This window comes from Azospirillum lipoferum 4B (assembly GCF_000283655.1).
In the GTDB taxonomy this organism is placed as follows: Bacteria; Pseudomonadota; Alphaproteobacteria; order Azospirillales; family Azospirillaceae; genus Azospirillum; species Azospirillum lipoferum_C.
The window spans coordinates 598,930-619,338 of sequence record NC_016587.1 but is presented as its reverse complement, the minus strand read 5'-3'; the positions used below and the strand labels follow the sequence as shown (position 1 = coordinate 619,338).

The window sequence follows — 20,409 nt, the reverse complement described above, 5'->3', positions numbered from 1 at the left end:
GGCCGCCGGCCGGGGACAGGAGACTGGACAGGACGCCCCCGTGCGACAATTGTTTCACCGCGCGCGGCACCCGGCAAGGCTCACGTCCGGCCGGTCGACCGCAGCGCAGGCGCAAGAAGGCGAGAGGGCAGCGAGCATCATGGCCGTACCGGGCACCGAATCGGGCAACGCGACCGTTCCTCCCCAGGGGGGCGTCGGCGGCGACATCACCACCGAGGTCGTGGTGCTGGGCGGCGGTCTCGCCGGGCTGACCATGGCGGCGGCGCTGGCCAGCGCCGGCGTGCCGGTGGTCTGCATCGACCGGGACAGCCCGGAACGCATGGGCGGCCAGGATTTCGACATCCGCACCACCGCCATCTCCTACGCCTCCAAGATGGTGCTGGAGTCGGCGGGCGTGTGGCACCACATGGCCGACCAGGCCGGCCCGATGCTGGACATCCGCATCGCCGACCAGTTCTCGCCCCTGTTCATCCATTACGACCACACCGAACTGGCGATGGAGGGCAGGCACCAGCCCTTCGGTTGGATCCTGGACAACAAGGACATCCGCCGCGCCCTGTTCACCCGCGCGGCCGAACTGCCGGGGCTGGTCCATCTGGCGCCGGCCCAGGCGACCGCGGTGGAGCGCACGCGGTCCGGCGTGTCGGTGCGGCTTGCCGACGGGCGCACGGTGCGCGGCCGGCTGCTGGTCGGCGCCGACGGGCGGCGATCGCTGGCGCGCGACAGCGCCGGGATCAAGGTGCGGCGCTGGTCATACGACCAGAGCGCCATCATCTGCACCATCCGCCACACCGAGCCGAACAAGGGCGTCGCGGTCGAGCATTTCCTGCCCAACGGCCCCTTCGCCGTGCTGCCGATGACCGACAACCGCTGTTCCATCGTGTGGAGCGAGAAGACGTCGCTGGTCGACACCTATCTCAACCTGCCCGACGACCAGTTCATCGACGAACTGCAACGGCGCTCCGGCGGCTATCTGGGCGAGATCGCGCTGTTGACCAAGCGCGAGGCCTGGCCGCTGTCGGTGCTGCTGGCCGACCGCTTCGTCGCCGACCGGCTGGCCCTGGTGGGGGAGGCGGCGCACGCCATCCACCCGATTGCCGGGCAGGGGCTGAACCTGGGCATGCGCGACGTCGCGGCATTGGCCGAGGTGGTGGTCGACGCCCACCGCCTCGGCCTCGATGTCGGCGGGCCGGAGGTGCTGGCCCGCTTCCAGCGCTGGCGCCGCTTCGACACCGTTCTGCTGGCGGCGGTGTGCGACGGGCTGGTCCACCTGTTCTCCAACAGCATTCCGCCGTTGAAGCTGGCGCGCAACCTGGGCATGGCGGCGATCAACCGTCTGCCGCCGGTCAAGCGCTTCTTCATGAAGCATGCGATGGGCGTGGTCGGCGACCTGCCGCGGATGATCCGGGGCCAGCCGCTTTGAAGCAGCCACTTTGAAGCAGCCACTTTGCCGGCACCGGTAATCCTTGGCAGCGGCGGGCGGACGCCTTATGTCCGCCTCACTGCCCGATTAGGGATTCGGGATCCGAACGACCAAGGATGAAGACCGTGCTTCGCCGCCTCTCCCGCTCTCTGTTTCCCGCCGCCCTGCTGTGCGCCGCCCTCCTGGCTCCGCTGCCGGTCGTGCTCGCCCCGTCCGCCGTCGCCGCCCCGGCCACGCCCGTCTCGCTGTCGGCGCAGGATCAGGCCGTCGTCGCCAAGGTGGAGGAGTATCTGAACGGCATCGCCACCCTGCAGTCGAAGTTCCTGCAGGTGGCGCCGAACGGGCGGCAGGCGACCGGCACCTTCTATCTGTGGCGGCCCGGCCGGATGCGGCTGGAGTATGACCGGCCGCTGAAGGACTTCATCGTCGCCGACGGCAGCTTCGTCTTCTATTGGGACGGCGAGATGCGCCAGCAGTCGAGCGCTCCCATCGGATCGACGTTGGCCGACTTCATCCTGCGCAAGGATATCCGCCTGTCGGGCGACGTGACCGTCACCGAGGTGTTCCAGGCCCCCGGTGTGATCGAGGTCAGCCTGCTGGAGACCAAGGATCCCGGCAAGGGCACCCTGACGCTGGTGTTCGAGGACCGTCCCTTCCAGCTGCGCAAGTGGCGGGTGCTGGATGCCCAGGGCATGACCACCGAGGTCGCCCTGCTGAATCCGCGCACCGACGTCACCTTCGACCGCGACATGTTCTATTTCAAGGAGCCGGCGCGCGGATCGGATTTCGGCCGCGGCAACTGAGCGGCCGGACATCTTCGATACCGGGCCGGAAACAAAACCCTTCGCCTCCTGTTGTCATTTCGCAAGACGGGCAGCGGGAGGCGTTTCATGTCCTATGATCCGGCACAGCGGGCGACGCGTGAGCCCGCAAGCCGCCTGCACAGCATGAACATGCTGCTGGCGCGCAACTGGTGGGCGCTGGCGCTGCGCGGGGCGGCGGCCATCCTGCTGGGGATCCTGGCGTTGACGATGCCGGGCGTGACGGTGGCGACCCTGGCGCTGACCTTCGCCGCCTATCTGCTGTTGGACGGCGTCTTCGCCATCCTGGCCGGCATCCGTGCCTCCCGCCACCATGAGCGCTCGCTGCCCTTCATCCTGGAGGGCGTCGTCAGCCTGATCGCCGGCGTCGTCGCCGCGCTGTGGCCGGCCGCCAGCCTGTTCGCCCTGGTCTTTCTGATCGCCGCCTGGTCGGTCATCACCGGCTTCGCCGAGGTGATGGGCGCCTGGCGCATGGACCGCAGCCACGGCAAATGGGCCTGGGGCGTGGCCGGCGTGCTGTCGATTCTGTTCGGCTTCAGCATGTGGGTGCTGCCGGCGCTGGGCCTGCTGGCGCTCGCCTGGGGGGTGGCGGCCTATCTGATCGCGTTCGGCATGCTGGCGCTGGTGACCGCCTTCCGGCTGCGGCGCTGCCACCAGGAAAACAGCGGTTCCGGCGGCGGGATGGCGAAGGCGGCGTGAGGGGGGCGGGAACCGTCTGCCGCAGCCGGCCGTTTTCCCGATGCGGGTCATGTCGACCGCTGGGGGAGGACGGAACGGAATGGATGGCGGATTGACGGACTGGCTGGTGCACACCATGCACCACCTCCACTATATCGGGATCTTCCTGCTGGTGGCGCTCGCGCGGATCTTTCCGCCGCTGCCGGCCGAGTCGGTGATCCCGCTGGCCGGGATCGGGGCGGCGACCGGCGAGTTCACGCTGGTCGGGATCGCCATCGCCAGCGGGCTCGGCTCGCTGGCCGGGCAGCTGGTGTGGTTCCTGCCCAGCCGGCTGATGGGCCGCGACCGGCTGGAGGCCTTCCTGAAGAAATACGGTCCCTGGCTGACCATCGACCCGAAGAAGGTGCGGCGGAGCACGGACTGGTTCGCCAGGCATGGCGGCATCGCCGTGCTGTTCTCGCAGCCGGTGCCGGGGGTGCGGACCTTGATCTCGATTCCGGCCGGGGCGTGCAGGATGTCGATCCTGAACTATTCGCTGGCCTCGGGCATCGGCTCGATCCTGTGGACGGCGCTGCTGGCCTGGACCGGCTACATACTGTCCACCTGGCCCTTCGCGCACCGGCTGGTCGGCTATGTCACCGTCGGGCTGCTGGTGGTGCTGGTCGGGCTCTATCTCTGGCGGCTGGCCGGGCACCTGCATCTGCTGCGCAAGGGGGGCGGCAGCGACCAGAGCCCAACCGTCACGCCGCCGGCCGGCTGTTGACCGCTTCAGGCCATGCCGGCGAGGCCGGTGGCGGCCATGCCCAGCGCCCACAGGCCGAAGGCGCCCAGCGCCACGCCGGTGCAGTGGTTCAGCATGGTCAGCCCGCGGTCGGAAATGCGGTGGCGCACGGCGGCGACGCCCATCGACAGCGTCATCCACCACAGCGACGATCCGATGAAGACGCCCAGCACCAGGGTCGAGGCCTCCAGCCGGTTCAGCGTGCCGCCCAGCCCGAAACCGGCGAAGATGGCGATGAAGGCCATGATGGTCGCCGGGTTGGTCAGGGTCAGCGACAGCCCGGTCATGAAGCCGGTGAACCAGGATTTGGTGTCGGGAGCGGCCGCCGCCTCCCGCTCTTCCGCGTCGGGCTGCTGGCGGAAGGTGCGGACCGCCACCACCAGCAGGAAGATGCCGCCGATCAGCTGGAAGGCCGTCTCGTGCCCGCGCAGGAAGCTGAGCGCCGCCGACACGCCGAAGGCGGCGATGGCGCCATAGATGGTGTCGGCGACCGCGGCGCCGAATCCGGTGAAGAAGCCCATCAGGGGGCCGTGCTGCAGGGTGCGGCGGATGCACAGCAGACCGATCGGCCCGACGGGTGCGGCGATGGCGAATCCGAGAGCGATCCCCTGCAAAAGCACCCAGACTTCGTCCACCGAGCGTCGCCCCCCGAACCTATTGCCAGATCCTGTCGCCAACACCTGTGGCCTTGCCGGCTTGCCGCTGCAAACCGCAACCGGTTCGATGCAACGACCATCGGCGGGGGTGATAAACGCCCCCGTTCCCGTCGTCAACCGGGGGCGCCGCGATTTGCTGCGCCATCTCGCCCGCTTTCCCTGTTGTGCGGAATGATGGCGCGGTTATCCTTTGGGTCAAGTTTCGGCTATCCGGAGTGGGTGGGACATGAAGACGCGTATCCTTGCCGCCATGCTGGCGATGACGGCGGCCGTTGCTGTCGGGCCCCAGGCGCGGGCGCAGGACTTCTCGCCGGCCGTGGTGTTCGACCAGGGCGGCAAGTTCGACAAGTCCTTCAACGAAGCCGCCTACAACGGCGCCGAACGCTTCAAGAAGGAGACCGGCACCGCCTATCGCGAGTTCGAGGTCACGAATGAGGGGCAGCGCGAGCAGGCCCTGCGCACGCTGGTGCGCCGCGGCGCCTCGGTGATCGTCGCCGTCGGCTTCTCGCAGACCGCGGCGGTGGAGAAGGTGGCGAAGGAATCGCCCAACACCAAATTCTGCCTGATCGACGACAAGCTGGAGGCCCCCAACGTCCAGTCCGTGACCTTCAAGGAGGAGGAGGGCTCCTTCCTGGTCGGCATGGCGGCGGCGCTGGCGTCGAAGACCGGCAAGGTCGGCTTCATCGGCGGCATGGACATCCCGCTGATCCGCAATTTCCTGACCGGCTACGAGCAGGGCGTGAAGCATGTGACGCCGGGCGCCGAGGTGTTCGTCAACATGACCGGCACCACGCCCGCCGCCTGGAACGATCCCGGCCGCGGGGCGGAGCTTGCCAAGAGCCAGTTCGGCCGCGGCGCCGACGTGGTCTTCGCCGCGGCGGGCGCCACCGGGCTGGGCGTGATGCAGGCGGCGTCCGATGCCGGCAAGCTCGCCATCGGCGTCGACAGCAACCAGAACCACGTCCATCCCGGCAAGGTGCTGACCTCCATGGTCAAGCGGGTCGATGTGGTCGTCCATGACTGCATGAAGGCGGCGAAGGAGGGCAGCTGGAAGGCCGGCCACCGTGTCGTCGGCCTGAAGGAGGACGGCGTCGGCTATGCGCTGGACGAGCATAACCGCAAGCTGATCACGCCGGAGATGGAGGCCAGGCTGGAGGAGGCCGAGAAGCAGATCATCGCCGGCTCGCTGGCGGTCAAGCCGTACAAGCCCTGAGATCGGCGCCTCCGATGATGCAGGAAAGCCCGCGGCCTGCCCGTTCCGGCATCGCTCTGGAAACGGTGGCGATCAACAAGTGGTTCGGCACCAACCATGCCAACCGCGACGTGTCGCTGTCCGTGCCGGCCGGAACGATCCATGGGGTGATCGGCGAGAATGGTGCCGGAAAGTCGACGATCATGAGCATCGTCTACGGCTATCTGCGCGCCGACGGTGGGGAAATCCGGGTGAACGGCAATCCTGCCGCCATCCGGACGCCGCGCGACGCGCTGGCCGCCGGCATCGGCATGGTCCACCAGCACTTCATGCTGGTCGATCCCTTCAGCGTGCTGGAGAATGTACTGCTGGGGGCGGAAGGCGGGGTGACGCTGGCGGGCGGCCTTGCCCGCGCGCGGGGGGAACTGACGCGGCTGGCCCGCGACTATGGGCTGGAGGTCGATCTCGACAGCCCGGTCGGCGACCTGCCGGTCGGTGCCCAGCAGCGGGTGGAGATCCTGAAGGCGCTCTATCGCGGCGCCGACATCCTGATCCTTGACGAGCCGACCGGCGTGCTGACCCCGCAGGAGGCCGATCACCTGTTCCGCATCCTGCGGGCGCTGCGCCAGCAGGGCAAGACGGTCATCATCATCACCCATAAGCTCCGCGAGATCATGGAGCTGACCGACAACGTCACGGTGATGCGGCGCGGGCAGGTGGTCGCCAACGTCGCCACCCGCGACACCAGCCGGGAACAGCTGGCCGAGTTGATGGTCGGCCGCAAGGTCCTGCTGCGAGTCGACAAGACGCCGGCCAAGCCGGGGGCGGAGGTGCTGCGGGTCGAGGGGTTGCGGGTGCGCGATCCGTCGGGCGTGGAGCGGGTGAAGGGCGTCGGCCTGTCGGTGCGGGCCGGCGAGATCGTCGGCATCGCCGGGGTGTCCGGCAACGGTCAGTCCGAATTGCTGGAGGCGCTGGCCGGCATGCGGCCCATCGCCGGCGGCTCCGTCCGGATGCGGGGGGAGGAGTTGGCCGGCCATGCCAACCGCTTCAACGCCCGCGCGCTGCGCGGACTCGGTGTCGGCCATGTGCCGGAGGACCGGCAGAAGGTCGGCCTCGTCACCGGGTTCTCGGCGGAGGAATGCTCGATCCTGGGATTCCAGGACGATCCGGCCTGGAACGGGCGGGTTCTGCTCGACCGCGACGCCATCGCCGCCAACTGCGCCCGCCAGATGGAGGATTACGACACCAGACCGCGCGACGGCACGCTGGCGGCGGCCAATTTCTCCGGCGGCAACCAGCAGAAGATCGTGCTGGCGCGCGAGATCGAACGCAATCCCGACCTTCTCCTGGTCGGGCAACCGACCCGCGGCGTCGATATCGGCGCCATCGAGTTCATCCACCGCCGGCTCGTGGCCCTGCGCGACCAGGGCAAGGCCATCCTGCTGGTCTCGGTGGAACTGGACGAGATCCGCGCCCTGTCCGACCGCATCGTCGTGATGTTCGACGGCCACATCGTCGGCGAGGTTCTGCCGGACGAGGCGGACGAGAAGACGCTGGGGCTGATGATGGCCGGCTGCAACTGACCGGCCGTCAGCTCTCCGGGGTCTTTACTCCACCATCCCCAGCGCTTCCTTGTAGAGCTCCAGGATGGCTTCCTGCTCCTGGCGGTCGGCCTTGTCCATCTTCCGCAGGCGGATGATCTGACGGATGATCTTGGTGTCGAAACCGGTGCCCTTCGCCTCGGCGTAGACTTCCTTGATGTCTTCCTGCAGGCCGCGCTTTTCCTCTTCGAGACGCTCGATGCGCTCGACGAAGGACTTCAGGCGATCAGCCGCGATGCCGCCGACGTCGGACATGGCAAAACCTCAAACGATGGGGGTGTTCTGGAACAGGGGCGGGACAATATCGGCGGGCGGGGGGATTGGCAAGCCGACGATGCGCCCCGGCCGGACGGTACCGGGCTGCGCCTGCGTCATCGCGTCGCGGTTGTTCCTTCGTACATCCTGGGTCACCGCGCGGATTTGAACAGCCCGTGGCTGATTTGTCCTAATATCTGAAACAATCGTACGATGGACTCACGTAGCCATTCCCTTTGTTGCGATGCACTGTATAGGCTGGTATTACCATCAAGGGGGTCGGCTTCACAAAACCACGGAGATGCGTCATGAATGCGCGTCGTCTGGGCCGATGACCCATGGGGGATGCCGGGATCGGCGTATCTGAGGCAGGGGAGTCTTATCTAATGAAAGTCGCCATTCCAAAGGAGCGACGTGCGGGCGAACTTCGCGTGGCCGCCTCACCGGAAACGGTGAAGAAACTGAAGGGTTTGGGACTGGACGTGGTGGTGGAGAGCGGGGCCGGTCTCGGTTCCAGCATCACCGACGCGGCCTTTGAGGCGGCGGGGGCCGCCATCGCCGCCGATGCCGCGTCCGCGCTGGCCGACGCCGACATCGTGCTGAAGGTGCAGCGGCCGCTCATCGCCGCCGAAGGTGGCGAGGACGAGCTGGCGCTGATGCGCCGGGGCACGCTGCTGTTCGCCATCCTCAACCCTTACAACAGCCGCGACCATGTGAAGGCCTATGCCGATGCCGGCGTGAACGCCTTCGCCATGGAGTTCATGCCGCGCATCACCCGTGCCCAGGTCATGGACGTGCTGTCCTCCCAGGCCAACCTCGCCGGCTACAAGGCCGTCGTCGATGCCGCCTCGGAATACGGCCGCGCCTTCCCGATGATGATGACCGCCGCCGGCACCGTTCCGCCGGCGCGTGCCTTCATCATGGGCGTCGGCGTCGCCGGCCTCCAGGCCATCGCCACCGCCAAGCGCCTCGGCGCCATCGTCTCGGCCACCGACGTGCGCCCGGCGGTGAAGGAGCAGGTGCAGTCCCTGGGCGGCAGCTTCGTCGCCGTCGAGAATGAAGAGTTCAAACAGGCGGAGACCGCCGGCGGCTATGCCAAGGAGATGTCGGACGACTACAAGCGCCAGCAGGCCGCCTTGGTCGCCGAGCACATCAAGAAGCAGGACATCGTCATCACCACCGCGCTGATCCCCGGCCGCAAGGCGCCGATCCTGGTGACGGCGGAGCATGTGGCGTCGATGAAGCCGGGTTCGGTCATCATCGATCTGGCGGTGGAGCAGGGCGGCAACGTCGAAGGCGCCAAGCTGGGCGAGGTGGTGACCACGGCCAACGGCGTGAAGATCGTCGGCCATGCCAACTACGCCAGCCGCATCGCCGAGTCCGCATCGCTGCTCTACGCCAAGAACCTGCTGGCGCTGCTGACCTCGCTGCACGGCAAGGAGACGGGTGTCGCCGTCAATTGGGACGACGAGATCGTCAAGGCCATCGCGCTGACCCGCGATGGCGCCGTCGTCCACCCCGCCTTCGCCGGCTGACCGGGCGCCTGAGGAGACTTACCGCAATGGACCAGACCCAACTGTCCGCCCGTATTGCCGAGCTCAAGGCGAATCTCGCGGCGCTGAGCCAGCAGGCCGACCAGCTGGCCGCCCAGGTCGCTCACGCGGCCCAGCCCGCCGCGGAGGCCGCCGGCGGCCACGGCGATTTCTTCGTCACCGGCCTGACGGTGCTCGTGCTGGCCTGCTTCGTCGGCTACTACGTCGTCTGGCGCGTCACCCCGGCTCTGCACTCGCCGCTGATGGCCGTCACCAACGCCGTGTCCTCGGTCATCATCGTCGGCGCGCTGATCGCCGCCGGCCCCGCAGGCTTTGGCTTCTCCAAGGTCCTGGGCTTCCTCGCCGTCATCCTGGCAAGCGTCAACATCTTCGGCGGCTTCCTCGTGACCCAGCGCATGCTCTCCATGTTCAAGAAGAAGGGCAAGTAAGACCATGGAAACCTTGTCGGCCCTTCTCTATCTCGTCGCCTCCATCTGCTTCATCATGGCGCTGCGCGGGCTCTCCAGCCCGGAGACCTCGCGCCAGGGCAACATCTACGGCATGGTCGGCATGACCATCGCCATCCTGACCACGCTGGCCTCCCCCATCGTCCAGTCCTATTGGATGATCGTGCTGGGCATCGCCATCGGCGGCGCCATCGGCTATGTGGTGGCCAAGAAGATCGAGATGACGGCGCTGCCGCAGCTGGTCGCCGCCTTCCACTCGCTGGTCGGCCTCGCCGCCGTCTTCGTGGCGCTGGCCGCCTTCTACTCGCCGGAGGCCTACGGCATCGGCGTGGCCGGCGCCATCGCCAAGGGCTCGCTGGTCGAAATGGCGCTCGGCACCGCCATCGGCGCCATCACCTTCACCGGCTCGCTGGTCGCCTTCGCCAAGCTGCAGGGCCTCGTCACCGGCAAGCCGCTGGTCTTCCCGATGCAGCACCCGCTGAACGCGGCGCTGGGCGTGCTGACCGTCATCCTCATCATCTGGCTGGTGCAGTCGAACTCGTCGGCGGCGATGTGGCTGATCGTGCTGGTGGCGCTGGCTCTCGGCTTCCTGCTGATCCTGCCGATCGGCGGCGCCGACATGCCGGTGGTCATCTCGATGCTGAACAGCTACTCCGGCTGGGCGGCCTGCGGCATCGGCTTCACCCTGCAGAACAACCTGCTGATCATCACCGGCGCGCTGGTGGGCTCTTCGGGCGCGATCCTGTCCTACATCATGTGCAAGGGCATGAACCGCTCGATCTTCAACGTCATCCTCGGCGGCTTCGGCGGCGAGAGTGCCGCTGCCGGCGGTCCTGCCAAGGGTCCGCAGGGCTCGGTCAAGGCCGGCTCGGCCGAGGACGCCGCCTACATCATGAAGAACGCCCAGTCGGTCATCATCGTCCCCGGCTACGGCATGGCGGTGGCCCAGGCCCAGCATGCCCTGCGCGAGATGGCCGACGTGCTGAAGCACGAGGGCGTGGATGTGAAATACGCCATCCACCCGGTGGCGGGCCGCATGCCCGGCCACATGAACGTGCTGCTGGCCGAAGCCAACGTCCCCTATGACGAGGTGTTCGAGCTGGAGGACATCAACCGCGACTTCGGCACGGCGGATGTCGCCTTCGTCATCGGCGCCAACGACGTGACCAACCCGGCGGCCAAGACCGATCCGACCTCGCCGATCTACGGCATGCCGATCCTGGATGTGGAGAAGGCCAAGACGGTGTTCTTCATCAAGCGCGGCATGGCGGCGGGCTATGCCGGCGTGGAGAACGAGCTGTTCTTCCGGCCGAACACGATGATGCTGTTCGGCGACGCCAAGAAGGTCACCGAAGAGGTGGTGAAGGCGATGGAAGCCTGATCGGCGTCCATCTGCGGCATCCATCTGCAATTGACCGGAAAGGGCGCGGGGGCGAAGCTTCCCGCGCCCTTTTCTTTGGGCCGAAAAAGACAAGAGAGGATGCGGAAACCATGGCCGCCTACATCATCGCCGACGTGCGCGTGACCGACCCGGTCGCCTATGAGGTCTACAAGTCGCTGACCCCCGATGCGATCGCCAGGAATGGCGGGCGCTTCCTCAGCCGCGGCGGCGAAACGGCGGTGCTGGAAGGCGACTGGCAGCCCAACCGCATCGTCATCCTGGAATTCCCGGACTTGGGCAGTGCCAAGGCCTTCTACGACAGCCCGGAATACCGCAAGGCGCGCGAAGCCCGGCGCGATGCCGCCGACTTCAAGATGATCGTGGTGGAGGGGCTGTAACGCGCCGGAGGGCGCCGTTACCAACCGTTACACAAGGCCGTCCGCGGGACACATGGCGGCAACACGGCCCCGCTATCGCTTGCCGTCACCAGGAACCGGCGGGGTCCGCCCCGCCGCCTCCCCCACAGTGACGGAAGTCCGGATATGGACGACGACGACTTTGCCGAACCGCTCGATTCGCACATCGCGCTGTGGACCCGCATCGCGGTGGCCATCCTGATGGTGGGTGTCTCGCTCTGCGGCGTCTCGCTCTACCTGTTGACGGAGATCTGAGTCCGGACCGCCTGCACCGCGCCGGACCCGCAATTTCCGCGGTTTTCGCCTATTCCGACTCCTTAAATAACATCAACTTTGTGTGCTATTGCAAATTCCCGTGCACGATCATGTGAAAATCTCTCTTCCCCAAACGCGCAACCGTGCTAAATAGCGTCGGAACCCCAGTCGAGGATGATCCGATGCTCCGCCTGACCCGTCGCTCCACCCTTGCCGCCCTGGTCGCCCTCGCGTCGGCTGCCGCATCGGCCGTCGCCGTCATGCCTGGCACCGCGCGCGCCGCCGATCCGGTGAAGCTGGAGATCGGCTACATCCCGATCCTGGCCGCGTCGCCGCTGTTCATCGTCGACGGGCAGGGCTGGGCCAAGGAGGCGGGCATCCAGCTGAAGCTGACCCGTTTCGAATCCGGCCCGCACGCCATCCAGGCGATGGCCGCCGGCCAGATCGACCTGCTCTATGCCGGTGTCGCCCCGGTGCTGGTCGCCCGCACCAAGGGCGCCGACATCTCGGTCATCGCCAATTCGGCGGTGGAGGAGATGGTGGTGGCCGCCCGCGGTCCCTTCGCCAAGGCGGTGGGCGCCAACCCGACCGCCGAATCCTTCAGGAAGTTCGCCGCCGACACCGGCCGCAAGCCGAAGATCGGCACCCAGCCGCCGGGGTCGGTTCCCGACACCGTACTGAAGCACTGGCTGTTCAAGGTGGTGAAGGTCGATCCGGCCGATGTCGAGCTGGTGCCGATGGGCATCGAGAAGACGCAGCAGGCCCTGCTGGCCGGTGCGCTCGACGCTGCCACCATCCGCGAGCCGACGGTGACCGTCACCCAGCAGATGGACCCGAACGTCGCCCTGCTCGCCACCGGCGCACAGATGTTCCCGGACCAGCCCGGCACCGTGGTCGCCGCCCGCGCCGAAGTGCTGAAGAAGAGCCCCGAGGCCATCAAGGCGCTGGTCAAGGCCCACATCCGCGCCGTCGACATGATCGCCAAGGATCCGGCCGCGTCGGCGAAGCTGGTGAACAATTATCTCGGCAAGGGCCTGATGGAGCCGGCGACTCTGGAAGCTGCCTTCAAGGGTCCGGGTTCCAAGTTCGTCGCCGATCCGCACAAGGTCGTGCCGGCGGTGGAGGCGATGATGGCCTTCACCAAGGAGATCGGGTCGGCCAGCGAGACCATTCCGGTGGCCGAAGCCTTCGATTTCAGCTTCTACGACGCCGTCGCCAAGTAATCCGGCGCGCCCAGGGATATCGGAAAGCCGATGAAGACCTATAACAAGATCGCCCTGTCGGCGCTGGGCGTCGTCGTCTTCCTGCTGGCGTGGGAAGCGGTGGCGCGCAGCGGCGTGGTGCCGGCCCGGCTGCTGCCGTCGCCGAGCGCCGTGCCCGCCGCCTTCCTGACCGAGTTCAAGAGCGGCACCTGGCAGGCGATGGTGACGGCCAGCCTGTCGCATTATCTGGTCGGGCTGTCGCTGGGCACCTTCCTCGGCGTGTCCTTCGGCACGGCGGCGGCGCTGTGGGGCAAGTGGGACGCCTTCCAGGCCTGGGTCGTGCGCATGCTGCGCCCGATCCCGGCCATCGCCTGGATCCCCTTCGCCATCATCTGGTTCGGCGTCAGCGAGGCGGCGGCGTCCTTCCTGATCGCGCTGACGGTGTTCTGGATCAACTATTACGCCAGCTACGCCGCGGTGCGCGGGGTGGACAAGGACCTGATCGAGCTGGGCTATGCCTTCGGCCAGGGCGGGCTGTTCCCGCGGCTGTTCAAGATCATCCTGCCGGGCGCCCTTCCGGGCATCCTGTCGGGCCTGCGCGCCGGGCTGGGGCAGGGCTGGATGACGGTGGTCGCGGCCGAGCTGTTCGGCATCTCCGGCCTCGGCATGCGGATGATGGAGGCGTCGGGCCTGCTGGCGACCCACATCGTCGTGCTCTACATGGTCACCATCGCGCTGCTCTACGGCGTGTCGGATTTCCTGTTCATGCAAGTTCAGTCGCGGGTGCTCTCATGGCAGCGGTGACCCTCTCCAAGACCACCGCCGCGTCGGTCATCGACCTGGAGGACGTGTCCATCGGCTATGGCAAGGATGCGCCGCCGGTGCTGGTCGACGTCAACCTGTCGGTCGAGCGCGGCAGCTTCGTCGCCATCGTCGGCCCGTCGGGCGTCGGCAAATCCACGCTCCTGCGCGTCGTCGCCGGGCTGCACACCGCGCGCAGCGGCGGCGTCACCATCCACCAGGACCAGCGTCCCGGCCACCGGCCGGTCGGGCTGGTGTTCCAGGATTCCCGCCTGCTGCCCTGGCGCCGGGTGATCCGCAATGTGGAATTCGGGCTGGAGGGCCTGCCGGTCAGCCGCGACGAGCGGCGTCAACGGGCGGAGGCCGCGCTGAAGCTGGTCCGGCTCGACGGCTATGCCCGCCGCTGGCCCTACGAGCTGTCGGGCGGCCAGCGCCAGCGCATCGGCATCGCCCGCGCCATGGCGGTGGACCCGGACATCCTGCTGATGGATGAGCCCTTCGGCGCGCTGGACGCCATCACCCGCCACAACCTTCAGGACGAACTGCGCCGCATCCACCAGGAGACCGGCAAGACCGTGCTGTTCGTCACCCACGACCTGGAAGAGGCGGTGCATCTGGCCGACCGCATCATCGTGCTGGGCGGCACCCCGGCGCGGGTGGTGCGCGACGTGCGCAACAGCGCCGGCCGCGACGGCTCGGTGTTCCGCGATCAGGTGGAGCAGCTGCGCTCGGAAATCGCCGACAATTACAGCATCTGATCGGAAAAAGCCCGGAGAGTGCTCCCGCCCGTGGGGTGCGGGGGCATTCGCCGCTCCCTGGCCTCACGATCATAAGTCCATCGTATAATTTCCTATACGAACGGTCTCTGGCAGCCTGAAGTCGGCATGATGTTTGCTGCGTTGCGGCAAACCGGCTGCGAGGGGCTGTGTCATGGGACCGCACCGACCGTCTTTTGGGCACACTGCCGGCCGCCTTGACGGGGGCCGCACAGGATCTGTGCAGAACAACATCCTGGCCGCCGCGGCTTGCGGGGTGTCCGGCTTCATCGCCGCGCAGGGCGGCTGCCCCGACCGGGTGTTCCACCGCGCTGGCGTGGAGGAGCGGGCGCTCGGCCAGCCGACGGTGGCGCTCGACCTCCGCGCCTATGTGGCGATGATGGAGGTGGCGGCGGCGGAGACCGGCAACGACAATTTCGGCCTGATGTTCGGACGGCAGTTCCAGCCGGAGATGCTGGGGCTGATCGGCTCCATCGCGCTGGCCGCCCCGACGCTGGGTGCGGCGCTGGACCATCTGGCCCGGCTGTTCCCCTTCCATCAGCAGGCGACCGAGACCCGCTTCGTCCGCGAGGGCGAGCTGCTGCGGCTGGAATACCGCATCCTCGACGGCTGCATCGTCGAGCGGCGGCAGGATGCCGAGCTGACCATGGGCATGTTCGCCAATGTGGTGCGCGCCTGCCTGGGGCCGCAGTGGATGCCGGAGGAGGTGCATTTCGAGCATCCCAAGCCGGAGGGTTGGCGCCAGCACGAGGCGCTGTTCGACGCGCCCGCCCATTTCGGCCAGCGCACCAACGCCATCCTGCTGCGCGACCGCCATCTCGACCGCCGCATGCCCGGCGGCGACATGGCCCGGCTGACCGGGCTGTGCGGCACGCTGATCGACATCGCCCGCGGCACCGGCACGCCGCCGCTGCTCGACCGCGTGAAGGCGGAGGTGCGGGCGCGGCTGCCGGAAGGCCCGCCCTATGTCGAGGACATCGCCGACCGGATCGGCATCGCCCGCTGGACCCTGCAGCGCCGGCTGGCCGACGAGGGGCTGAGCTTCTCCGATCTGGTGGAGGGGGTGCGGCGCGATCTGGCCGCGGTCTACATCCGCCAGCGCCATGTGCCCATCGCCGACATCGGCGCGCTGCTCGGCTATTCGGAGGTCAGCGCCTTCAGCCGGGCCTTCCGCCGCTGGTTCGGCGTTTCACCGGCGAGGATGCGCGAAGGGCGGGGCTGAAGCAGTTCCCGCCCCCCATCCGCTCCTGCACGGTCGCCAAACGAGCAAGGGATGACGGGCGAGGGATGGTCGTGTCCACAGCGTCCGGACCGTCGGCCGTTTACGAACGCAGACGGCGAATTCCGGCCGGATCATTCCCCTGCAAATGTGCGGACCTGCCATTGATATATCGTATAGAGTTTTTTCTTGAACGTCCGTTCAGCTATGTCAAAAGGACACCCGACGAATGTGGAAACGGCACGGAATGGCGTTCTGATAAGCGCCGTGAGAGGAAGGGTGTTCTTTCATGTTGAATAACCTCAGCATAACGAAAAAGATTCTTGCGCTTGTTGCGCTGGCATTGTTTTGTTCGTTCGCCATCGTGTTTCACAACTTTACAAGTCTGAAGCAATCGATGATCGAGGATCGCAAGCAGGCGATCCGCAACATCGTGGAAACAGCCGTCAGCATCGCCGACTATTACAATCGAGAGGCGATGAGCGGCGCGCTTCCGGTGGAAGAGGCCAAGACGCGCGCGAAGAACGTCATCCGCGCCCTGCGGTATGGCAAGGGCGATTACTTCTTCGTCTACAATACGAATGGCGTCACCGAGGTCCATGGCACGCGCAAGGAACTCGAAGGCCAGATGCGTCTGGAGGAGAAGGACGTCGACGGCTTCCCCTTCCTGCGTCATCAGATCGCCAACGCCCAGGCCGGCGGCGGTTTCACCACCTACCGCTTCACCAAGCCGAATGGCGGCAGCGCCGTCTATGCCAAGATTTCCTACGACGCCCCCTTCACCCCGTGGAATTGGGTGATCGCGTCGGGCGTCTATGTCGACGACATCGACAACAGCTTCGCCGACAAGCTCTATCGCGCCCTGGCGGTGGTCGCCGGCGTGATCGCGGTGCTGCTGATCGCCTCGACCTATCTGGGCAAGGCGATCACCGGGCCCATCGCCGCGCTGTCGGCCGCCATGCGCCGGCTGGCCGATGGCGACCACGGCGTGACCATCTCAGGAGCCGGGCGGCGGGACGAGATCGGCGCGATGGCCCAAGCCGTCCAGGTCTTCAAGGACAATGGCATCGCCATGGAGGCCCTGCGCCGCAACACCGAACAGGCCGCCGAACAGGCCGCGGCCGACAGGCGCAAGGGCATGATGGATCTGGCCAACGGCTTCGAAACCCAGATCAAGACCATCGTCGACAGCGTTGCCGAGCAGGCATCCCAGCTCCGCTCGACCTCGGGCGTGCTGACCGACATCGCCCGGAATGCGGCCGAGCAGTCGGACCACACCCTGCGGGCGGCCTCCGAAGCCGGCAGCGGCGTGCAGATCGTCGCTGCGGCGGCGGAGCAGCTGGCTTCGTCGATCCAGGCGATCAGCGCCGAAGTCAGCCGGTCGACCAGCATGAGCCAGAAGGCGGTGGACGAAACCCAGCGGACGGCCGAGATCGTCGCCGGCCTCACCGCCGCCGCCGGTAAGATCGGCGATGTGGTCAACCTGATCAACGCCATCGCTTCGCAGACCAACCTGCTGGCACTGAACGCCACCATCGAGGCGGCGCGGGCCGGTGAGGCCGGCAAGGGTTTCGCCGTGGTCGCCGGCGAGGTCAAGAACCTCGCCAATCAGACGGCGAAGGCCACAGAAGAGATCAGCGCCCAGATCGGGACGATCCAGTCCGCCACCCGTTCCGTCGTCACTGCCATCGACGACATCAGCAGCACCATCACCGGCATCAATGAGACCGCAACCACCATCGCTTCAGCCGTCGAGGAGCAGGGAGCGGCGACCCGCGAGATCGCTCGCAACGTGCAGCAGGCGGCCAACGGGGCGCAGGAGGTGGTCAGCCGCGTCCAGGGCATGCAGAAGATGGCCGGCGAAACCGGTAGCGGCGCCAGCCAGGTGGAAGAGGCCGCCTCCGATCTGCTGATGCAGTCAGAGGAGTTGACCCGCCAGATGGACCGCTTCATCGGCGGCATCCGCGCCGGCTGAGTCATGCCGCAAAGCTCACGCCGCGGCGGTTGGAACGCTCAAAGGCCGACCTCCACCGCGGCGTTGACGACGTAGATCTGTTCGTTGCGGTCGTTCTTGTCGGCGAGGAAGATGCCGCTCGGCGCCAGCATGCCGCCGCCGGTGACGTGGATGGTGACGGCGCCATAGGGGAAGACGGCCTTCACCGCCTCGTGGTCGAGCCGGTCGGCATCGGCCGGCACGGCAAGGTGGACCCGCACCTGCATCCTGCCGGTGTCGCCGTCCACCAGGGCGCGCATGCCGGGCATCGAGTTGCGTTCTATGGCGTTGCGCACGGCGCGGACGGCGGCCTTGGTCACGTCCTGGCCGTGCAGATCCACCCCCATGCCGAGTTCCACGAACATCACCTGCTTCATCGCGCCGGGCTTTCCTGTCGGTGTCGGGTGAGGAGGATGATGGCGCGCGGAGGCGGGGAGGGCCAGGGGGCGGGGGTGGGATTTTCGGGGGGTGGAAGCAGCGGGTTTTTCCCCTCCCTAACCCTCCCCCGCTGGGCGGGGGAGGGTTAGGGAGGGGGGCAGCCGCAGTAGCCCCACTCACTCCATCGGCAGCCCCACGTAATTCTCCGCCAGCGCGGTCATGGCGGCGCGGGAGTGGACGACATAGTCCAGCTCGGCCAGATGCACGCGCTGCTCGAAGGGCGATTCGTGCTCGTTCCGGTGCAGCATGGTGGTCATGTACCAGGAGAAGCGTTCCGCCTTCCAGATGCGGCGCAGGCAGGTGGCGCTGTAGCGGTCCAGCCCCTCGCTGCTGCCGGTCTTGTAATAGGCGGTCATGGCGCGGGACAGCACCAGCACGTCGGCGACCGCCAGGTTCAGGCCCTTGGCGCCGGTGGGGGGAACGATGTGGGCGGCGTCGCCGGCGATGAACAGGCGGCCGTGCTGCATGGGATCGCAGACGAAGCTGCGCATGGCGATGATGCCCTTCTGGAAGATCGGACCTTCCTTCAGGGTCCAGCCGCTCTCGTCCTCCAGCCGGCGGTGCAGTTCCGACCAGATGCGGTCGTCGGACCAGTTGGCGATGTCGTCCTTGGGATCGACCTGGATGTAGAGCCGCTGCACCTCCGGCGAGCGGGTGCTGAGCAGGGCGAAGCCGCGCTCGTGGTTGGCATAGATCAGTTCGGGGTGCGACGGCGGCGCCTCGGTCAGGATGCCGAGCCAGCCGAACGGATAGACGATCTGGTATTCGGTGCGCGTGGCGGCGGGGATCGCCTGCCGGCTCGGCCCGTGGAAGCCGTCGCAGCCGGCGACGAAATCGCAGCGCAGTTCCTCCACCGGGCCGTCCGGGCTGCGGCGGAACTGCACGCGCGGCGTCTTGCCGTCGAGGTCGTGGAACTGCACGTCGGACACGCCGAACAGGATGCTGCCGCCATCCTCCAGCCGGGCGGAGACGAGGTCGCGGATCACCTCGTGCTGGGCATAGACGGTGACGCGCTTGCCGCCGGTCAGCTCCGCCATGTCGATGTGGTGGCTCTGCCGGTCGAAACGCAGGGTGATGCCGGAATGGAAATGGCCCTCGCGCATCATGCGGTCGCCGAGGCCCATGTCGTTCATCAGGTCGACCACCCACTGCTCCAGCACACCGGCGCGGATGGTGCCCTCGATCTCCTCGCGGCTGCGGTGCTCCAGGATCACCGACTCGATGCCCTGGCGGTGCAGCAGGTGGGACAGGAACAGGCCGGCCGGGCCGGCGCCGACGATGGCGACCTGTGTACGGGTCGAACTGGTGGTTTGCATGTCTCTCGCCCTCTTCGGGAAGCCGGATTCGGCGCTGCGGCGCCAATTGTTTTGTGCGCCGATGATTATTGGTCATGCTATTCCCGGAAGCGGACGGCCGGACATAGACGAACCGGTGAAAGCCTTGTACTTTTCATCGCCAGACCGTCGGAGCCCGTGCGATGTCCGCCCAGCTTGCCCACAGTGCCGAACCCATTCCCCGCTATTGGCTCTATGGCGAACCGCCGGCCGTCCCGGAGCTGCGCTTCGTCCATATCGAGACGATCCCGGAACGGATGCGCTTGTACAATTGGGAGGTCCGGCCCCACCGCCACGACGGGTTGAGCCACGCGCTTCTGGTCACCGGCGGCGGTGGGTGGCTGACCGCCGATGGGGTGGAAACCGCCTTTCGCGCCCCCGCCCTCATCGTCGTTCCGGCGCAGGTGGTGCACGGCTTCCGCTTCGATGCCGGCACCGACGGCCATGTGCTGACCATGTCGGAGGGCTTCCTGGCCGGCGTGCTTGCCGCCGCGCCGGAGGCGGAGCTGCGCGAGGCTCCGCCCCTGCCGCTGGCCTGGGATTTGGAAGAGGGATCGGACGAGGCGGCGGCGCTGTCCCATGCCTTCGCCGCCATCCGGGGGGAGTTCCGCGCTCACCATGTCGGCCGCGCCAGCGCGATTTCGGCCCATGTGATGCTGCTGCTTGTCGCCGTGGCGCGGCTGAAGGCCGGCCGGCGGGACGGGGCGGGCCGGGACGGGCCGGGGCAATCCCCCGACTTGCGGTTGCTCGCCCGGCTGCGGCCGATGATCGACGAGCGGTTCAGCCAGCATTGGCCGGTGGAGCGCTATGCCGCGGCGCTGGGCGTCACCCCCGGCCGGCTGAATGCCGCCTGCCGCCGCGTCACCGGCCTGTCGACCCTGCAGCTGGTCCATGCCCGGCTGATGCTGGAGGCCAAACGGTCGCTAATCTATACCAGCCACGGCATGGCGGAGATCGGCTATGCCCTGGGCTTCGAGGATCCGGCCTATTTCTCGCGCTTCTTCACCAAGCGGGAAGGGCGGTCGCCGCAGGCCTTCCGGCGGGCGCACGCCGGCGATGGGCACGAGGCCACCGGCGCAGCGGGAGGCAGCCTTGATGGCAACGGCCTTGACCGGACCGGGGGCGTCTCACCACAGTAGCATCCTTCGGATATGGCGAGCGGATATCGCGGGGCACGCCCCGCGGGAA

At 67.5% G+C, this 20,409-nt stretch carries 21 protein-coding genes; 17 read left to right on the top strand and 4 right to left on the bottom strand.

The window, feature by feature from the left end:
• Nucleotides 1-139: 139 nt before the first annotated feature.
• The 4 genes from AZOLI_RS26995 (at nucleotide 140) to AZOLI_RS26980 (ending at nucleotide 3,685) form a co-directional block, all read left to right on the top strand.
• Nucleotides 140-1,423 carry a UbiH/UbiF/VisC/COQ6 family ubiquinone biosynthesis hydroxylase gene (locus tag AZOLI_RS26995; protein ID WP_014189832.1) on the top strand — a complete coding sequence of 428 codons (1,284 nt, stop codon included), beginning with the start codon at nucleotides 140-142 and terminating at the stop codon, nucleotides 1,421-1,423.
• 116 nt (nucleotides 1,424-1,539) lie between these two features.
• The gene (locus AZOLI_RS26990; RefSeq protein WP_014189831.1) at nucleotides 1,540-2,226 is read left to right on the top strand and encodes a LolA family protein; all 687 of its coding nucleotides are present in this window, start codon (nucleotides 1,540-1,542) and stop codon (nucleotides 2,224-2,226) included.
• Between the two features lie 87 nt (nucleotides 2,227-2,313).
• Nucleotides 2,314-2,943, top strand: coding sequence for an HdeD family acid-resistance protein (locus AZOLI_RS26985; protein ID WP_014189830.1), 630 nt, complete (start codon nucleotides 2,314-2,316; stop codon nucleotides 2,941-2,943).
• Between the two features lie 79 nt (nucleotides 2,944-3,022).
• Nucleotides 3,023-3,685 (top strand): DedA family protein, encoded by a 663-nt coding sequence (locus AZOLI_RS26980; protein WP_014189829.1) that lies wholly within the window; start codon nucleotides 3,023-3,025, stop codon nucleotides 3,683-3,685.
• Between the two features lie 5 nt (nucleotides 3,686-3,690).
• Here AZOLI_RS26980 and AZOLI_RS26975 read toward each other — a convergent pair whose 3' ends face one another.
• The gene (locus AZOLI_RS26975; RefSeq protein ID WP_014189828.1) at nucleotides 3,691-4,338 is read right to left on the bottom strand and encodes a LysE family translocator; all 648 of its coding nucleotides are present in this window, start codon (nucleotides 4,336-4,338) and stop codon (nucleotides 3,691-3,693) included.
• Nucleotides 4,339-4,585: 247 nt separating this feature from the next.
• Between AZOLI_RS26975 and AZOLI_RS26970 the strand changes: the two genes are divergently transcribed.
• Nucleotides 4,586-5,572 (top strand): BMP family lipoprotein, encoded by a 987-nt coding sequence (locus tag AZOLI_RS26970; RefSeq protein WP_014189827.1) that lies wholly within the window; start codon nucleotides 4,586-4,588, stop codon nucleotides 5,570-5,572.
• Nucleotides 5,573-5,586: 14 nt separating this feature from the next.
• A complete protein-coding gene (locus AZOLI_RS26965) occupies nucleotides 5,587-7,134 on the top strand; it encodes an ABC transporter ATP-binding protein (protein ID WP_014189826.1) in 1,548 nt (515 codons plus the stop codon).
• A gap of 24 nt (nucleotides 7,135-7,158) precedes the next feature.
• Here AZOLI_RS26965 and AZOLI_RS26960 read toward each other — a convergent pair whose 3' ends face one another.
• The gene (locus AZOLI_RS26960; RefSeq protein ID WP_012973951.1) at nucleotides 7,159-7,407 is read right to left on the bottom strand and encodes a DUF2312 domain-containing protein; all 249 of its coding nucleotides are present in this window, start codon (nucleotides 7,405-7,407) and stop codon (nucleotides 7,159-7,161) included.
• 386 nt (nucleotides 7,408-7,793) lie between these two features.
• Here AZOLI_RS26960 and AZOLI_RS26955 point away from each other — a divergent pair, with 386 nt between their 5' ends.
• From AZOLI_RS26955 to AZOLI_RS26915, 10 genes are all read left to right on the top strand, one after another.
• A complete protein-coding gene (locus AZOLI_RS26955) occupies nucleotides 7,794-8,942 on the top strand; it encodes a Re/Si-specific NAD(P)(+) transhydrogenase subunit alpha (protein ID WP_044553269.1) in 1,149 nt (382 codons plus the stop codon).
• 26 nt (nucleotides 8,943-8,968) lie between these two features.
• Nucleotides 8,969-9,388: an NAD(P) transhydrogenase subunit alpha gene (locus AZOLI_RS26950; RefSeq protein ID WP_014189824.1), complete on the top strand. Its 420-nt coding sequence runs from the start codon at nucleotides 8,969-8,971 to the stop codon at nucleotides 9,386-9,388.
• Nucleotides 9,389-9,392: 4 nt separating this feature from the next.
• Nucleotides 9,393-10,787 (top strand): NAD(P)(+) transhydrogenase (Re/Si-specific) subunit beta, encoded by a 1,395-nt coding sequence (locus AZOLI_RS26945; protein WP_014189823.1) that lies wholly within the window; start codon nucleotides 9,393-9,395, stop codon nucleotides 10,785-10,787.
• 110 nt (nucleotides 10,788-10,897) lie between these two features.
• Complete coding sequence (locus AZOLI_RS26940; protein WP_014189822.1) at nucleotides 10,898-11,185, top strand: DUF1330 domain-containing protein; 288 nt, start codon at nucleotides 10,898-10,900, stop codon at nucleotides 11,183-11,185.
• 144 nt (nucleotides 11,186-11,329) lie between these two features.
• On the top strand, nucleotides 11,330-11,458 hold the full coding sequence (locus AZOLI_RS33705) for a hypothetical protein (RefSeq protein WP_275451550.1): 129 nt from the start codon (nucleotides 11,330-11,332) through the stop codon (nucleotides 11,456-11,458).
• A gap of 182 nt (nucleotides 11,459-11,640) precedes the next feature.
• Nucleotides 11,641-12,681 (top strand): ABC transporter substrate-binding protein, encoded by a 1,041-nt coding sequence (locus tag AZOLI_RS26935; RefSeq protein WP_014189820.1) that lies wholly within the window; start codon nucleotides 11,641-11,643, stop codon nucleotides 12,679-12,681.
• Nucleotides 12,682-12,711: 30 nt separating this feature from the next.
• A complete protein-coding gene (locus tag AZOLI_RS26930) occupies nucleotides 12,712-13,464 on the top strand; it encodes an ABC transporter permease (protein ID WP_014189819.1) in 753 nt (250 codons plus the stop codon).
• Nucleotides 13,452-14,219, top strand: a complete 768-nt coding sequence (locus AZOLI_RS26925; protein ID WP_044553266.1) for an ABC transporter ATP-binding protein — start codon at nucleotides 13,452-13,454, stop codon at nucleotides 14,217-14,219. Before AZOLI_RS26930 ends, AZOLI_RS26925 begins: the two co-directional genes overlap by 13 nt.
• Before the next feature lie 238 nt (nucleotides 14,220-14,457).
• Nucleotides 14,458-15,459, top strand: coding sequence for an AraC-like transcriptional regulator QhpR (gene qhpR / locus AZOLI_RS26920; protein ID WP_014189817.1), 1,002 nt, complete (start codon nucleotides 14,458-14,460; stop codon nucleotides 15,457-15,459).
• Nucleotides 15,460-15,745: 286 nt separating this feature from the next.
• A complete protein-coding gene (locus tag AZOLI_RS26915; protein ID WP_048816580.1) occupies nucleotides 15,746-17,431 on the top strand; it encodes a methyl-accepting chemotaxis protein in 1,686 nt (561 codons plus the stop codon).
• A gap of 38 nt (nucleotides 17,432-17,469) precedes the next feature.
• On the opposite strand, the gene AZOLI_RS26910 is transcribed toward AZOLI_RS26915, so the two are convergent.
• Both AZOLI_RS26910 and pobA read right to left on the bottom strand, forming a co-directional pair.
• Nucleotides 17,470-17,826 carry a Lin0512 family protein gene (locus tag AZOLI_RS26910; RefSeq protein ID WP_014189815.1) on the bottom strand — a complete coding sequence of 119 codons (357 nt, stop codon included), beginning with the start codon at nucleotides 17,824-17,826 and terminating at the stop codon, nucleotides 17,470-17,472.
• A 177-nt stretch (nucleotides 17,827-18,003) separates the two neighbouring features.
• On the bottom strand, nucleotides 18,004-19,203 hold the full coding sequence (gene pobA / locus AZOLI_RS26905; RefSeq protein WP_014189814.1) for a 4-hydroxybenzoate 3-monooxygenase: 1,200 nt from the start codon (nucleotides 19,201-19,203) through the stop codon (nucleotides 18,004-18,006).
• A 161-nt stretch (nucleotides 19,204-19,364) separates the two neighbouring features.
• Between pobA and AZOLI_RS26900 the strand changes: the two genes are divergently transcribed.
• The gene (locus tag AZOLI_RS26900) at nucleotides 19,365-20,360 is read left to right on the top strand and encodes a helix-turn-helix domain-containing protein (RefSeq protein ID WP_014189813.1); all 996 of its coding nucleotides are present in this window, start codon (nucleotides 19,365-19,367) and stop codon (nucleotides 20,358-20,360) included.
• The last annotated feature ends 49 nt before the right edge of the window (nucleotides 20,361-20,409 follow it).

Bases quoted from the DNA above. Each gene is read 5' to 3' on its own strand.
- AZOLI_RS26950 (WP_014189824.1), top strand. From the start codon at position 8,969: ATGGACCAGACCCAACTGTCCGCCCGTATTGCCGAGCTCAAGGCGAAT.
- AZOLI_RS26945 (WP_014189823.1), top strand. From the start codon at position 9,393: ATGGAAACCTTGTCGGCCCTTCTCTATCTCGTCGCCTCCATCTGCTTC.
- AZOLI_RS26930 (WP_014189819.1), top strand. From the start codon at position 12,712: ATGAAGACCTATAACAAGATCGCCCTGTCGGCGCTGGGCGTCGTCGTC.
- AZOLI_RS26925 (WP_044553266.1), top strand. From the start codon at position 13,452: ATGGCAGCGGTGACCCTCTCCAAGACCACCGCCGCGTCGGTCATCGAC.
- AZOLI_RS26990 (WP_014189831.1), top strand. From the start codon at position 1,540: ATGAAGACCGTGCTTCGCCGCCTCTCCCGCTCTCTGTTTCCCGCCGCC.
- AZOLI_RS26960 (WP_012973951.1), bottom strand. From the start codon at position 7,407: ATGTCCGACGTCGGCGGCATCGCGGCTGATCGCCTGAAGTCCTTCGTC.
- AZOLI_RS26985 (WP_014189830.1), top strand. From the start codon at position 2,314: ATGTCCTATGATCCGGCACAGCGGGCGACGCGTGAGCCCGCAAGCCGC.
- AZOLI_RS26995 (WP_014189832.1), top strand. From the start codon at position 140: ATGGCCGTACCGGGCACCGAATCGGGCAACGCGACCGTTCCTCCCCAG.
- AZOLI_RS26965 (WP_014189826.1), top strand. From the start codon at position 5,587: ATGATGCAGGAAAGCCCGCGGCCTGCCCGTTCCGGCATCGCTCTGGAA.
- AZOLI_RS26940 (WP_014189822.1), top strand. From the start codon at position 10,898: ATGGCCGCCTACATCATCGCCGACGTGCGCGTGACCGACCCGGTCGCC.
- AZOLI_RS26955 (WP_044553269.1), top strand. From the start codon at position 7,794: ATGAAAGTCGCCATTCCAAAGGAGCGACGTGCGGGCGAACTTCGCGTG.
- AZOLI_RS26970 (WP_014189827.1), top strand. From the start codon at position 4,586: ATGAAGACGCGTATCCTTGCCGCCATGCTGGCGATGACGGCGGCCGTT.
- AZOLI_RS26980 (WP_014189829.1), top strand. From the start codon at position 3,023: ATGGATGGCGGATTGACGGACTGGCTGGTGCACACCATGCACCACCTC.
- AZOLI_RS26935 (WP_014189820.1), top strand. From the start codon at position 11,641: ATGCTCCGCCTGACCCGTCGCTCCACCCTTGCCGCCCTGGTCGCCCTC.
- AZOLI_RS26915 (WP_048816580.1), top strand. From the start codon at position 15,746: ATGTTGAATAACCTCAGCATAACGAAAAAGATTCTTGCGCTTGTTGCG.
- AZOLI_RS26900 (WP_014189813.1), top strand. From the start codon at position 19,365: ATGTCCGCCCAGCTTGCCCACAGTGCCGAACCCATTCCCCGCTATTGG.
- pobA (WP_014189814.1), bottom strand. From the start codon at position 19,203: ATGCAAACCACCAGTTCGACCCGTACACAGGTCGCCATCGTCGGCGCC.
- AZOLI_RS33705 (WP_275451550.1), top strand. From the start codon at position 11,330: ATGGACGACGACGACTTTGCCGAACCGCTCGATTCGCACATCGCGCTG.
- AZOLI_RS26910 (WP_014189815.1), bottom strand. From the start codon at position 17,826: ATGAAGCAGGTGATGTTCGTGGAACTCGGCATGGGGGTGGATCTGCAC.